Here is a 12054-nt window from a genome sequence, read left to right on the forward strand (position 1 = left end):
ATAAGGATTACCTTCCCAAGAAAGAAGGTGCGCATCAAACCCGGGACGATTCATGAGATCGAAAGCGCACTCACGACCAAGATCGGCGGCACCACTGACAGCCTCGGGATAGAGCGAGAACAGTGCCGCCATCTCCGCGCCGGACCGCAGGTGCGCTCCGCCGGTAGGGGCCAACCATCCTGCTGCCTCGTCCAAGCTTTGACGCGACCGTACAGCCGCCATTGCCATGGCGAGGCGTCGACGCGGAGGAGCGGCGAAGTGCGCGGCGGTGGTCGCCACCGTACGTAGTCCATGCTCTCTCGCCAATTCGGCCAGAACGGCATTGCGCTCGTCGTCCTCCGCCAACCCATGATGAGTGAGTTCCACCGACACTCGCTCCGCCCCGAAACGCTCGACCAGATCCCCCAAGGCATCCGCCGCTGCTTCGCGACCACCCGACGTCAAGGCTTGCCGCACATGACCTTTCCGGCACCCGGTCAGGATCTGCCAGTGGCCACCGGCCGCTTCGGTCAGCACGTCGTAGTCGTACTGCAGTTTGCCCTTCTCGCCGCCCGCCAGATGCGCGGCAGCGATCTCCCGCGAGAGCCGGCGATACCCTTCCTGCCCACGGGCAAGTACCAGGAGGTGCGTTCCACCGGGATCTGCCGTGCCGGTTCTGGGTACCGAATCCAGAGACAACTCGGCCCCGAACACGGTGCGCATTCCCCATTCACGTGCGGCTTCCGCAAACCTCACCACGCCGTAGAAGCCGTCGTGATCGGTGACGGCGATAGCTTCGAGCCCGAGACGCACTGCTTCCTCGACCAGCTCTTCCGGCGGTGATGCACCGTCGAGGAAACTGAAGGCCGAGTGAGCGTGCAGTTCTGCGTAAGGAATTACACCGGCACCACGGGTGAGCTCGCCCGCGTGGTACTCGCCGCGCTTTCTTGACCAGGCGGGGCCGTCGCTTCCATCGCCCGGAAACAAATCCTCGTGTTCCACACGGCCGGGTCGTCCGGAAAGCACCCGTTCCATCTCGGACCACGTCGGCGGCCCATTTCCCCAACCCACACTGACCTCGCACCTGATCGAGTCGGCCGTCAGGGACGACCGACTGCTCGAGGATGCCGAAAGGGAAGACGCACCACATGCATCGAACTGATGTTCGATGCAGATTCAGTCTGACAGGTCACTCACCCACAGTCAACAGAGCGAATCTCAACCCTCACCGTCTCGTCACATTCAGATGTACGCATGTCTGCACTCCGTTCACTTTCGCCCCAGATCATTAGCGGCGTTCACAATCTCCATCCATACTGTTTCCAGGAGTACTACTCGTATGTCGTTCTCGCGCAACACACGTAGGTTGACGGCCGTCGCCGGCGCCGTCGCCGTTCTGGCCGCTGCCGGCTGCAGCAGCAGCGCCGACGAGGCCACCGGCTCGAACGGCGCGACCGTCGATCGCGCCGCGACCGGCGAACTGTCCTCGAACGGTGGCGCTCGTCGCATCGACGGTGATCAGTCGGCCGCAGTGCGCGACGCCGTCAATGCCTCCGGCGCGAAGAACGTCATCCTCCTGATCGGGGACGGCATGGGCGACTCGGAGATCACCGCCGCACGCAACTACGCCGAAGGCGCTGCGGGCAGCTTCCCCGGCCTCGACGCCCTGCCGATCACCGGCCAGTACACGCACTACGCACTGACCAAGGACGGCAAGCCCGACTACGTCACCGACTCCGCAGCCAGCGGATCGGCATGGTCCACCGGCACCAAGACCTACAACGGCGCGATTTCCGTCGACATCAAGGGTCAGGCCCAGTCGACCGTCCTCGAGATCGCCAAGGCGAACGGCAAGGCCACCGGCAACGTCTCCACCGCCGAGGTGCAGGACGCCACCCCCGCAGTGCAGGTCGCGCACGTCAGTGGCCGCAAGTGCTACGGACCGGAGGCAACGTCCAAGTCCTGCCCGGAGAACGCCCTCGAGAACGGCGGCAAAGGGTCGATCAGCGAACAACTCCTCGACACCCGCGCCGACGTCACCTTCGCCGGCGGCGCCAAGTCCTTCGCTGAGACCGCGAAAGCCGGTGACTGGCAGGGCAAGACACTCAATGAGCAGGCCGCCGCCCGTGGCTACCAGCTGGTGAAGAACGCCGCCGAGATGAACGAGGTCGGCAAGGCCGATCAGGATGCACCCGTGCTCGGCTTGTTCGCCGACGGCAACATGCCCGTCCGCTGGGAAGGATCCGTCGCCACCCGCGACGGTTACCTGCAGCCCGCCGAAACCTGCGTCGACAACCCCAAGCGAACCTCCGACGTACCCAAGCTCGCGGACATGACTCAGAAGGCCATCGACCTACTGAAGGTCAACGACAACGGATTCTTCCTCCAGGTCGAAGGTGCCTCGATCGACAAGCAGGATCACGCAGCCAACGCATGCGGTCAGATCGGTGAAACCGTCGACCTCGACGAAGCTGTGCAGAAGGCACTCGAATTTGCGAAGACCGACGGAGAAACCCTGGTCATCGTCACAGCCGACCACGCTCACACCAGCCAGATCGTCACCAATGTCAGCGCCGACGACATCGCCACCATCGCCAAGGACCAGAACATCCCGGTCGAGCGCGCCCAGGAAATCGTCTACCCCGGCCTGACCCGCAAGCTGACCACCAAGGACGGCTCGGAGATGACGATCAGCTACGGAACGTCCGAAGATCCGGCCGTCGAATCCGAAGGGCATACCGGAACTCAGTTGCGCGTAGCAGCTTTCGGCCCGCACGCGGCCAATGTCAGCGGCCTCACGGACCAGACCGATCTGTTCTTCACGATGACCGACGCGCTGGGACTCGACCGTTCCAAGGTCGCAGCTCACTGACCTGACCAAACCCGACCCGGTAAAAGCCTGGGTCCAGTCACACCAGAGTAGCCAAGGCGCGCACCCGATCTTCGGGTGCGCGCTTCGGGCAACTGGTGCACTTACCTTCACCGGGCACCTCGTAAATCAGGCAGCACGACGCGCGCTGCGTGAATCTGCGTCGCCCGGATGCCACCGGTGTCAACGGATTAGAAACGCGCACAACACTTTCATTGCGGTCGACATCGACGAAACGCGGAACCGGAATGCCCGGGTTCTCACCGCGGAGAACATCGATCAGGCCGGCAGCAAATGCACTTCCGCGCTCCCTCGCGCTACCGGCGGCGTCGAGGCTGCGATTGGCGATGGAGTCCGTCGCGATCGCCCACAGCGCCTGCTGCCGAACGCCGGACACCTCGGCGAGTACCTCGATCACGGGACTGAGTGAGCGGAACATCGCGTGGCCCAACTCCGCCACACTCCGCGAGATCGGAATGACCGATCCGGCAGCAAACCCGCCCAGATAGCCGTTGTCACGCAAGAAGATCCGCCCACCGTTCAACGATGGATCGGCCGCGAACCCGGTGACCATTCCGGTTCCGATCGGAATGCCAGTCAGCGTGGAACTGGCCGAGTACCACCACAACGTGCCGTTCACTCGGCTGTCCGCACTCCCCCATCGCTCGGCCGTATCGGCGACACGTGCTGCCAACCACTGGGGGTCGGTCATCAACACCGCGGGCATCGTATCCGGATACGCGCTCAGGTTGTCGAAGAACGGCACCGCTAATGCCATACGGGCGTAGATCCCGGCTACCGATTCCGTCATGCCAGCCCCAATATCTCCATCCGCGGACGTACTCCGCGTTCGACTCGCGCCTTGATGCCGAAAACCTCGGCCAACAACGGCTCGTCCAACACCTCGACCGTAGACCCACACGCGCGGAGTTCACCTTCGGTGAGCACGGCAAGGTTGTCGCAGTACTCGACTGCCAACCGTAGATCGTGCATCGTGACCACAACCGCGAGCCCCGCCGACGCAAGTTCGGCGAGCAATTCCATCACGATCAACTGGTGACGAAGATCGAGATGATTGGTCGGCTCGTCCAACAACAGAACCTTGGGCTCCTGAGCCAATGCGCGCGCTATCGAGACACGTTGCCGCTCACCACCCGACAGGGTGGACACGTCGCGTCCGGCAAGCTCGACCCGACCAACCTGCTCGATGCACCGGTCCACGATGGCGGTATCTCGCTCAGTGCTTCGGTCCAACCAGCTACGGTGCGGAGTTCGTCCGAGCGCGATCGATTCACGAACCGAAAGTCCTGCCGAGACAGTAGGTTCCTGGACGCTCGCCGAGATGGTTTTGGCGATGTCCTTACGCGAGAGCGTCGTCGAGTCGGCTTGATCGATCAGAACTGCGCCACCTGTCGGAGTCAAAGCGTTGTAGCAGCAGCGCAGCGCCGTCGTCTTGCCACTGCCGTTGGGTCCGACCAAGCCCAGTATTTCACCGGACGTCACCGCGAAAGTGATGCCGCGCAGGACTTCGCGGTTGCCAAGCCGCGCCCGGGTCTCGACGAGTTCGAGCAGAGGCGCAGCTTCGGCGTCCTTCGGGAGTGTCTCTGTTCTGGCCTGTGTCACTGTTCTGGTCTGCGTCACTGTTCGAGCCTCCGATACTGCCGGTAGAGCATCCAGACGAAGATCGGTGCACCCACGAGGGCGGTGATCACTCCGACCGGAACTTCGGTGGATTGTGCCACCGAGCGCGCAGCGGTATCCGCGGCAACCATCGCGACGGCGCCCAGAAGGGCTGCGGCAGGGAGCAGTCGAATTGCTCTGGTGCCGACGATGAAACCGGCCAGATGTGGGATCAGGAGGCCGATGAATCCGATTCCACCGGCAACGCTGACTGCCGCGCCCGCCAGTACGGAGACCGCAAGCAAGGACAACACTCGGAACCGTCGGACGTTCATACCGAGTGCTGCAGCCCCGTCGTCACCGGTCTGCAAGACGTCCATCCACCGCGAACTGAACAGAAGGGCCGTGCCGACGACGACCAGTGCGATCGTCGGGAAGATCAGCGTCGACCATCGCGCATCACCGAATCCGCCGGCAATCCAGTGCATCACCGACGTCACGTGCCGATCATCGGCCAACACCAGGATGCAAAAGGTGATGAGCGCCGAGAATATCTGGGCGAGCGCTACACCCACCAAAATGATCGCGGTCGGCTGCGGATACCGGCCGCCGATCAGCAGTGCGAGAAACAACGGGATCATCGCCCCGACGAATGCTGCGACCGGAATCGTGAAAACCCCGAGGAGGCCGGCGCCGAAACCCAGCACCGAGACGAGCACCACCATGAATCCCGCACCCGACGAAACTCCGAGCAGATACGGGTCGGCAAGAGGATTCCGTGTGACAGCCTGAGCAACAGCACCCGACATCGCCAAGGAAGCACCCACGACCGCAGCCGTGAGTGCACGTGGCAGGCGGGAGTCGATCACGATCGACTCCCGCGCCGCGGTCCACCACGTTTCGAAAGTCCCTGGCGCCAAACGGGCTCCGACTATCGCCCAGACGTCACCGACGGGAATGCGAACCGATCCCAAGGAGACGGCCAACCCCAGGACGATCGCCAAGGCGACCGCCAAGCCGACAAGTAGGGCGCCGTACCCGTAACGCGTGCGGGTCACTTCGCCGCGTCAGCGCCCGGATGGAAGGCCGTCGCGATGGTCTGTGCCGAACGCACCAACCGTGAACTCTCGAACAGGTCCGCGAGAGGAACCACGACGAACCGGTTCTGCTGCACAGCAGGGGTGGTCGCCATCAACGGCTGGGCACGGAGGAAGTCGATCTTCTGGTCGGCCGTCTTGTCGCCGTAGTCGATGACCACGATCGCCTGGGGTGCACGCTCGGCAACAGCTTCCCACGATGCGTCGATGTAGGGCTTTGTCCCTTCGGCGAAGATGTTCGAGACACCGGAGTATTCCGCGACCAATTGACCGACGCCGACTCCGCCGATAGTCGTCGGAACCTGGTCACCACTGTCGTAGAAGAAGGTCGGTACCGGCGCCGCGTCCCCGACCGAAGCGCGGACGGTATCGAGACCATCGCTGATCTCCTCTGCGACCTCGCGGGCGGAATCTTCAACGCCCAGGACTCGACCGAGTTGCGTGTAGTCGTTCTCGAGCAATCCGATGTCGGGGAAACCGGTGCCACAGTATTCGGAGAACAAGAAGGTGTTGATTCCGCGCTCGCCGAAGGCGTCTCGGGAACGGCCCTGCTTCTCGTTGAAGGCACTGGTCATTCCTCCGACCACGAAGTCCGGGTCGACGTCGAGAACCTGCTCCATGCTGGGGAACGTATCGGAGAGGCTGGGAATCTTGTTGAATACATCGGCGGTCTCCGCAGTTGGCGGGTTGTCGCTGTACGCCCGACCGACGATCCGGTCACCCGCACCGATTTCGATGAGCGCCTCGGTGACATGCCCGTTCAAAGACACGATGCGCTGCGGCGGCGAGTCGAAGGTCATCTCTCGATCGCAGTTGGTCACGGACACAGGCTGTGCGAAGGATTCCGCAGCAGACGCGGACTCTGATTCCTGGCCTTTGGAACAACCTGCCGAAACCAAGGCGACCGCGATGAGAACAGCGGCGGCGCGGGACGGGGAGAACTGAAGTGACACGGGGACCTCGTAAGGGCTCTGAGCCACGAATGAGAATCCGACAGACAACTCCGCCCGCACACTGATACTCGGCCAGAGCTCCTGCTGGACTTCCTTTTCGTAGACCACGACGAATGGATGTCGCACACCGCGCGGTGGGTAATCGGGCTTGCCGACGCTCGGTGACTACCGAGAATCGACCTACCGTTGCGGGTCAGCGCCGGATTCGGACCGGCTTCCCCCACACGCGTGGCTTGCAAGTGCTTCGAGCAGTATGCATGACGTTTCCGATTCAAGACCAAACGCCCACTACAGTCGATCTGGCCAGACGCCCCCACACACCGGAGTTGATACATGACACGCTGGGCCCAAACCGTCGTCGCCCGGAAATGGTGGGTACTGAGCCTCGCGGTTCTGATAGTTCTCATCAGTGGGGTGTGGGGACTCGGAGTGTTCGGCAAGCTCAGCCAGGGCGGCTTCATCGATCCGGGCAGCGACTCCGCGAAGGTTGCGGACATCATCGAAGACAATCTCGGGCCGCAGACCCCGGACATCATCGCGATCTACTCACCCACCGACGGCAAGACCCTCGACGACATCGGGCCGGCAGTGACGGCCGCCGTCGACCAGTTCAAAACGGAAGTGCCGACCGCGTCGGTGAAGTCGTATTGGGGAACGGACGCCGCGGCCAAGGCCAGTCTGCTCTCGAACGACGGATCCATGGCGGCCGTTGCGATCACGTTGGCACCGGACTCGGGCGTCACACCTGCTACTTTCGCCGATCTCTTGCCGAAGCTCGAAGTTGAAGGTGCCGAGGCACAATTCGCGGGTAATACCGTTGTCGGCGTCGCGTTCAACACCAAGCTGGAGAAAGACCTGGTGGTCGCCGAAGCCATCGCCATTCCGATCACTCTGGTGCTGCTGGTCTTCATCTTCGGCGGCATCGTCGCTGCGGCGGTTCCGGTATTCGTGGGTGTACTCAGTGTCTTGAGCGCCTTGGCGGTTCTGCGAATCCTCACGTTGATCACCGATGTGTCCTCGTTCTCGATCAACGTCGCTTCTCTTCTCGGGTTGGGACTTGCAATCGACTACGGACTGTTCGTGGTCGGTCGGTTCCGTGAAGAACTGAATTCGGGCTCGGACCCGGGAGCGGCTGCGCAGCGGACAGTTCTGACCGCGGGTCGCACCGTCATGTTCTCGGGTCTGCTGCTGATCTGCGCGTTCAGCGGCATGCTCGTTTTCCCGCAGGCCGTCATCCGGTCTTTGGGTTTCGGTGCGATCGCAGCAGTACTGAGCGCGGCGGTTCTGTCGCTGACCGCTGTGCCTGCGCTGCTTGCCATTCTGGGGCATCGCATCAACGCCCTGACGTGGCGCAAGGATGCGGCGCAACGCGGCGAGGAACGCTCGCGCAAGTTCTGGGGCCGCGTCGTCACGTGGGTGATGAAGCGTCCGGTCGCGGTCTCGGTGACGATCGTGGCCGTGCTGCTCGTGATGGCCTCGCCGCTGCTCGGTGCCCGTTTGGGAGAACTCTCGTACACCGCACTCCCGGACAACGACCCCGCTCGCGTCGCAATGGACACGTTGGTCAACGACTTCCCGCAGACCGGCAACGGCGCGACGATGATCCTTCAGGCCGAGGACGGGAACACTCTCACCCCGGCCGAAGGTGCAGCGATCGCCGAGTCCGCCGGTCAGGTCGAGGGCATCGGTCAGGCGACCGTCGTCGCGAGCACCAATCAACTCATCGCGGTTCAGGCTCTCTACAGCGAGGGCTCTACGCCCCAATCACAGAGCACCGCAGTGACAGATCTGCGTGCGATCTCCGCTCCTGACGGAACAGTGCTGCTTGTCGGTGGCGGTCAAGCCATGGTCGACGACGGCAACAACGCCGTCCTGCACTGGTTGCCGGTGATGATCCTCATCATGGTCGGATCGACCTTGATCCTGTTGTTCCTCGCGTTCGGTTCGGTGGTCCTGCCCATCAAGGCGGTACTGATGGCCGCGCTGAGCCTCGCGACCACCTTCGGTGTCCTCACCTTCGTCTTCCAGGACGGTCACGGCGTCGAACTCCTCGGGGTCAGTCAAACTCCGCTGGAGGCGACGTTCGTCGTGCTCATCCTGGCGGTGGTGTTCGGATTGTCCACGGACTACGAGGTTTTCCTGATGTCCCGGATGGTCGAGGCCAAGAACGCGGGAGCGACGACGGAGGAAGCAGTCAAGTTCGGAACCGAACGCACCGGCCGAATCGTGACGGCCGCCGCCCTACTCCTGGTCGTGGTGACGGGGGCATTCGCGATGTCCGGGTTGTCGGTGATGAAGTTCCTGGGCGTCGGCATGATCGTCGCGCTGATCGTCGACGCGACCATCATCCGCATGTTGCTCGTGCCCTCGCTGGTGAAGTTGATGGGCGAAGCGAACTGGTGGGCTCCGGCCTGGATGAAAAAAGTTCACGCGAAGGTCGGCATCGGCCACTGATTTCGGGCCACTGATCACGCACTAGTGGATTTCCCTGATCGGGCTGTCGTCCTCGAGGATGACTGCCCGATCAGGGAAATCGCTCCGCAGGGCGATGTTCTCCGAAGCTGATTTCGTCAGACTTGGAGCATGACAATTTTCGAATGGATCCTTGCAATCCCCGCTCTTGCACTTGCCGTCGCGTTCCTGTTTTCCGGAATCATCACTGCGGGCATCGACTTCGACACCGAGGATGGCGTCATGACGCACTGATGTCCGGTTCCCCCTAGCCGTCGATCTTACTTTGGAGTAAGTTACCGACCATGGCCACATACATCGTCACTGGCGGTACCGGGTTCCTCGGACGAGCTGTACTACCGGTCCTGCTCGAGCATGATGAAACTGCTCAGATCCACGTGCTGGTCAGAGCGGGTTCTGTCGCAAAACTCGAAGCACAGGTGTCGGCAATTCCCGGCGGCGATCGAGTGCATCCGCTCGTTGGCGATCTGACCGAGCCCGAGCTGGGCATCGACTCTCCCCCGCCGGCCGACCATGTCCTTCACCTCGGCGCGATCTACGACATCACGGCCGGAGACGAGCAGGCTTCGACGAATGTCGAGGGCACACGCTCCGTGGTCGAACTTGCTGCGAAACTGGGAGCCACCCTTCATCACGTGTCATCGGTCGCAGTCGCAGGCGACTATCCGGGCACGTTCAGCGAGACCGATTTCGATTGCGGCCAAGGCTTTCCGACGCCGTACCACCGAACCAAGTTCGAGGCCGAGAAGCTCGTTCGAGAACGAGAAGGCCTCACCTGGCGTGTTTATCGGCCGTCTGCCGTGGTCGGCAACTCCGTAACCGGAGAGATGGACAAGATCGACGGACCGTATTACTTGTTCCCAGGTCTGGCGCTACTCGCGAAACTACCTGCAGCACTCCCTGTCCCGATCCCCAACCTCGGTGCAACCAACGTGGTGCCGGTCGACTATGTGGCCGCTGCCCTCGTCGAGTTGATGCATGTGCCCGGCCGTGACGGCGAAGCATTCCATCTCGTCAATCCGAAACCTCAACCGGTACGCGAAATCTATGCCGGCCTCGCCAAGGCCGCCGGAGCGCCGCGGCCCGCGCTCAGCCTGCCGGGCGTGATCGCCAAACCCTTTGTCTCGCCATTGCCGATGGATTCGGCAGAATCGGCACGAAAAGTCTTCCTCGATCGCATCGGCATGCCTGCAGCGTTGCTCGACAACATGACGATGGCGCCGACCTTCACCTCCGAGAGAACCGTTGCCGCCCTCGCCGGATCAGGCCTGACGGTCCCCGAGTTCGGGTCGTATTCGACTGTGCTGTGGAAGTACTGGCGCGCAAACCTCGATCCCAATCGCGCACGTCGCAACCATCCCGAAGGACCACTTGTCGGTCGGATAGTCCTGATCACCGGTGGCTCGTCCGGAATCGGCAAGGCCTCTGCCATCGCCGCCGCCCAGAAAGGCGCCACAGTTCTCCTGATCGCACGCCGCACCGACGAACTCGATGCCGCGGTGCAGGAGATTCGATCAACCGGAGGCAAAGCGTTCGGTTATCCCTGCGACATCACCGACGACGAGTCGGTCCAGCATACGATCAAAAGCATTCTGACAGAACATGATCACGTGGACATGTTGGTGAACAACGCCGGCCGATCCATTCGGCGCGGCATTTACCATTCCACGGATCGTTTCCACGACTACGAACGAACGATGGCCGTGAACTACTTCGGCGCTGTGCGATTGGTGCTCGCATTGTTGCCCACCATGCGTTCTCGCCGCTTCGGTCACATCGTGAACATCAGCAGCGCGGGAGTCCAGGCGGCAACCCCTAGATTCTCGGCCTACGTGGCGAGCAAGGCCGCCCTCGACGGCTTCTCCGACGTAGCTGCCTCCGAAACCCTGGCGGACGGAATCACTTTCACGACCATCCACATGCCGCTGGTCGAAACGCCGATGATCGCTTCGACCGGCGAATACAACAACGGCCCGATCACCAGCCCGGAAAAGGCTGCGGCAATGGTGATCCGCGCGCTGATCGAACGCCCCAAGCGCATCGACGTGCCACTGGGCACTCTGGGTGATCTGGGAACCTTGTTCGCACCGCACACCAAGGACCGGATTCTCAACCAGATGTACCAGGCCTTCCCAGACTCCCCGGCGGCAAAGGGGCAGGTAGACAAAGAAACTCCGTCAGACGTTTCGGCAACACCGTCGCGTCAGCGCCATTCACGCTCGCGCATCCGCAAACTCGGCCGACGCGCCGCCCGACTCGTGCCCGGAACGCACTGGTGACCGGTGGTGTGACTTCGCCTCGTAGCGTGTTGGCCACCGCAAGGGATCTGCAGTGCTAGTCATCAGAATCTATCCTGACCATGGCCATCCCAGTTCACTATGGCCGTCGAAGGAATTGATTGTCGTCCCGCCGCAACGGTTCCCGCAGGCATACGTTCTCCCGAGCCAAATGGGGATCGACGACGAACTCGGAGAGAAGATACTGGCGTGGACTGATCGCTTCCAAAAGTTCTTTGTGACCGAGATCGACGGCTTCGCGATGCGACCGAGGTGGCGTCCAGGGATCAACGTTTTCGACTGGTACGACGAGGGCTATCGGATCGTGGGCGAACTTCGCGCACGGTTTCCGGACGTGCACGTCAAACCTGAATTTGCCCAGTACGTCTTTTCGGTCAACGAGCGTCGGGAAAGCATGGGGCTTGTGCCGGTCAGCCTTCCGAACGAACCCAAGGCCGGGCATATAAGCATCACTGAACTCCTGCACCCCAAGTGAGTTTCAGAGCCATGGCGATGAGTGCGATCGATACTGCGGCAGTGATCGAGTTTTCCCATCCGAGGGCGAAGTAAACCGCGGAAGAATCGAAATCCACTGCCTTGCAATAGGCTATGGGAAACGGGATCCAGGCCCATCCTGTTTCTTCGAGTAATCCGATTCCATACGAACTTGATCTACAAAGCTCCGATGCGGACGCTGGGAACCCCCAACGTGAAGTCACTCCGAAGCTCACGATCAATCCAAGAACACCGACGACCAGCATGAGTGCGCAAATATTGAGAGTACGTGA

The 12054-nt window shown here is 62.0% G+C and carries 10 protein-coding genes and 1 riboswitch; of the genes, 5 read left to right on the forward strand and 5 right to left on the reverse strand.

Annotated elements, in window-relative coordinates; all coding sequences use genetic code 11:
- Positions 1 to 1050, reverse strand: a 1050-nt coding sequence (locus H7C86_RS15590) for a PHP domain-containing protein (protein WP_182261795.1), incomplete at its 3' end; no start/stop codon positions are given.
- Between the two features lie 268 nt (positions 1051 to 1318).
- On the opposite strand from H7C86_RS15590, the gene phoA reads away from it, so the two are divergent.
- Entirely contained in the window at positions 1319 to 2851 is a 1533-nt protein-coding gene (gene phoA / locus H7C86_RS15595; protein ID WP_003940796.1) for an alkaline phosphatase, read from the forward strand.
- 37 nt (positions 2852 to 2888) lie between these two features.
- On the opposite strand, the gene H7C86_RS15600 is transcribed toward phoA, so the two are convergent.
- From H7C86_RS15600 to H7C86_RS15615, 4 genes are read right to left on the reverse strand one after another with little or no spacing between them, the layout of a single operon-like run.
- Entirely contained in the window at positions 2889 to 3659 is a 771-nt protein-coding gene (locus H7C86_RS15600) for a (2Fe-2S)-binding protein (RefSeq protein ID WP_046378280.1), read from the reverse strand.
- The gene (locus H7C86_RS15605) at positions 3656 to 4489 is read right to left on the reverse strand and encodes an ABC transporter ATP-binding protein (protein ID WP_182261796.1); all 834 of its coding nucleotides are present in this window, start codon (positions 4487 to 4489) and stop codon (positions 3656 to 3658) included. The genes H7C86_RS15600 and H7C86_RS15605 overlap by 4 nt, the downstream gene beginning before the upstream one ends.
- Entirely contained in the window at positions 4486 to 5526 is a 1041-nt protein-coding gene (locus H7C86_RS15610) for an iron ABC transporter permease (protein WP_029254959.1), read from the reverse strand. Before H7C86_RS15610 ends, H7C86_RS15605 begins: the two co-directional genes overlap by 4 nt.
- Positions 5523 to 6518 carry an ABC transporter substrate-binding protein gene (locus H7C86_RS15615; RefSeq protein WP_031330943.1) on the reverse strand — a complete coding sequence of 332 codons (996 nt, stop codon included), beginning with the start codon at positions 6516 to 6518 and terminating at the stop codon, positions 5523 to 5525. The genes H7C86_RS15610 and H7C86_RS15615 overlap by 4 nt, the downstream gene beginning before the upstream one ends.
- Positions 6519 to 6633: 115 nt before the next feature.
- A riboswitch (cobalamin riboswitch) is annotated at positions 6634 to 6780 on the reverse strand.
- 71 nt (positions 6781 to 6851) lie between these two features.
- Between H7C86_RS15615 and H7C86_RS15620 the strand changes: the two genes are divergently transcribed.
- From H7C86_RS15620 to H7C86_RS15630, 4 genes are all read left to right on the forward strand, one after another.
- Positions 6852 to 8972, forward strand: coding sequence for an MMPL family transporter (locus tag H7C86_RS15620; RefSeq protein WP_021332478.1), 2121 nt, complete (start codon positions 6852 to 6854; stop codon positions 8970 to 8972).
- Positions 8973 to 9101: 129 nt separating this feature from the next.
- Positions 9102 to 9224: a hypothetical protein gene (locus H7C86_RS37260; RefSeq protein WP_019747629.1), complete on the forward strand. Its 123-nt coding sequence runs from the start codon at positions 9102 to 9104 to the stop codon at positions 9222 to 9224.
- 50 nt (positions 9225 to 9274) lie between these two features.
- Positions 9275 to 11269 (forward strand): SDR family oxidoreductase, encoded by a 1995-nt coding sequence (locus tag H7C86_RS15625; protein WP_182261797.1) that lies wholly within the window; start codon positions 9275 to 9277, stop codon positions 11267 to 11269.
- Between the two features lie 52 nt (positions 11270 to 11321).
- On the forward strand, positions 11322 to 11762 hold the full coding sequence (locus tag H7C86_RS15630; RefSeq protein WP_020906963.1) for a hypothetical protein: 441 nt from the start codon (positions 11322 to 11324) through the stop codon (positions 11760 to 11762).
- Positions 11763 to 12054: the final 292 nt, after the last annotated feature.

Origin of the sequence: Rhodococcus sp. UFZ-B548 (assembly GCF_903819475.1) — a bacterium.
GTDB lineage: Bacteria > Actinomycetota > Actinomycetes > Mycobacteriales > Mycobacteriaceae > Rhodococcus_F > Rhodococcus_F erythropolis.

Excerpts from the sequence above, each read along its gene's own strand:
- phoA (WP_003940796.1), top strand. The coding sequence starts at position 1,319 with ATGTCGTTCTCGCGCAACACACGTAGGTTGACGGCCGTCGCCGGCGCC.
- H7C86_RS15600 (WP_046378280.1), bottom strand. The coding sequence starts at position 3,659 with ATGACGGAATCGGTAGCCGGGATCTACGCCCGTATGGCATTAGCGGTG.
- H7C86_RS15620 (WP_021332478.1), top strand. The coding sequence starts at position 6,852 with ATGACACGCTGGGCCCAAACCGTCGTCGCCCGGAAATGGTGGGTACTG.
- H7C86_RS37260 (WP_019747629.1), top strand. The coding sequence starts at position 9,102 with ATGACAATTTTCGAATGGATCCTTGCAATCCCCGCTCTTGCACTTGCC.
- H7C86_RS15625 (WP_182261797.1), top strand. The coding sequence starts at position 9,275 with ATGGCCACATACATCGTCACTGGCGGTACCGGGTTCCTCGGACGAGCT.